Here is a 1,790-nt window from a genome sequence, read left to right as displayed (position 1 = left end):
GGAGTTCGTACGCGCTGCGGCCGGGGCCCGGCAGCGCGTCGGGGTCGACGCCCCACACCCCGGCGACGTGGGCGCGCGCGGCGGGGTCGGTCAGCTTGCGGTAGCCCGGCAGCTGGTCGGCCTTCTGGCCGTGCTCGCGGCCGCCCTGGCCGTTGCCCTGGCCGGTGAGGCAGCCGTAGCCGGAGAGCGGACGGCCTGCGCGGCCGGTGGCCAGGCACAGGTTGATCCACGCGCCGACGGTGTCGGTGCCCTTGGACTGCTGTTCGGGGCCGCGGGCGGTCAGGACCATCGCGGAGGACGGCGCGCAGAACAGGGCGACCGCCTCGCGGAGCCGGGGAACGGGCACGCCGGTGATCCGCTCCACCAGCTCCGGCCAGTGCGCCATCGCCGCGGCGCGGGCGGCCGCCCAGCCGGTGGTGCGGCCGGCGATGAACTCCTCGTCGGTGCGGCCCTCGGCGACGACCAGGTGCAGCAGGCCCAGGGCGAGGGCGAGATCGGTCCCGGGGCGGGGGGCGAGGTGCAGGTCGGCCAGGTCGGCGGTCCGGGTACGGCGCGGGTCGACGACGATCAGCGTGCCGCCGTTCGCCTTGAGCTCGGTGAGGTAGCGCAGGGCGGGCGGCATGGTCTCGGCCGGGTTCGAGCCGACGAGGATGACGCAGCCGGTCCGCGGGATGTCCTCCAGCGGGAAGGGGAGCCCGCGGTCCAGGCCGAAGGCCTGCTGGTGGGCGGCGGCGGCCGAGGACATGCAGAAGCGGCCGTTGTAGTCGATCTGCGAGGTCCGCAGGGCGACCCGGGCGAACTTGCCGAGCGCGTAGGCCTTCTCGTTGGTCAGGCCGCCGCCCCCGAACACGCCGACCGCGTCGGGCCCGTACGCGCGGCCCGTCCGGGCGAGGCCCTCGGCGACGGCGTCGAGGGCCTCCTCCCAGGTGGCCGGCTCCAGCGCTCCGGTGGCGTGGGTGCGGACGAGCGGCCCGGTCAGGCGCACCCGGGAGGAGAGCACGGCGGGGGCGGTCCGCCCCTTGCCGCACAGCGCGCCCCGGTTCACCGGGAAATCGGCCCGCTCCTCCACCACGACCGTCGCGCCGCCCGGCTCGGGACGGAGGAACATCGCGCACTGCAGCGCGCAGTACGGGCAGTGCGTGGCGGTGGCGGAGTCCGGGATGCGCATGCCGTCCAGCGTGCGGCGGTGGTGTTACGCGGGCCGCCGCCCCCGGTTACGCCTCCCGTACGGGCGGCTCAGCACGCCCGCCGGCGCCCGGTGAGGGCAGGCGGAACTCGGGCCGGTACAGGACCTCCACGTACACGATCCGGCCCCCTACGACATCGAGGACGAGGTACCCGTCGTCGGCCGGCAGCGGCACGCAGCGGTAGTCGGGCCCGTACGGCGTTCCGCGCGGGTGCGGCGCGGTCCGGATGCTCTGGCAGAAGTCGTCCCCGCAGCCGCAATCGGCCAGGATCCGCAGGTCGCGGGCGACGACGGCCAGGTCCCGCTCGTCCTCCTGCTCCAGCAGGGAGACGAGCTCGGCGGTCAGCGAGGGGAAGACCTCGCGCAGCAGCGGTGCGCCTGCCTCGGCGCCGGTGTGTTCCACCGCCGGACCGTACCCGGCCCGGCCCGAACGGGGCGCGCGAATTTCGGCGCCGCCTGCGGAACGGCCGAGGGGCGGACGGGCCGAGCGCCGTGGCCCGTCCGGCCGGGGCGGGGGCGGGTCAGGGGGCCGCCGGGGGCGGGTCAGGGGGGGGCCGGGGGCTTCCGGGGGCCGGCCGGGCGCCCCCGCGGCCCCGCGCGTTTG

The 1,790-nt window shown here is 77.0% G+C and carries 2 protein-coding genes; both read right to left on the bottom strand.

The annotated features are described in order from the left end of the window. Window positions 1–1,168, bottom strand: a 1,168-nt coding sequence (locus ACFXA3_RS42075) for a molybdopterin oxidoreductase family protein (RefSeq protein ID WP_385196727.1), incomplete at its 3' end; no start/stop codon positions are given. Between the two features lie 46 nt (window positions 1,169–1,214). After that, complete coding sequence (locus ACFXA3_RS42070; RefSeq protein ID WP_385196724.1) at window positions 1,215–1,589, bottom strand: hypothetical protein; 375 nt, start codon at window positions 1,587–1,589, stop codon at window positions 1,215–1,217. Window positions 1,590–1,790 lie beyond the last annotated feature (201 nt).

This window comes from Streptomyces sp. NPDC059456, from assembly GCF_042750055.1.
In the GTDB taxonomy this organism is placed as follows: Bacteria; Actinomycetota; Actinomycetes; order Streptomycetales; family Streptomycetaceae; genus Streptomyces.
Note: the sequence above shows the minus strand (reverse complement) of the source record. Positions and strands in the feature narration are given on the sequence as shown.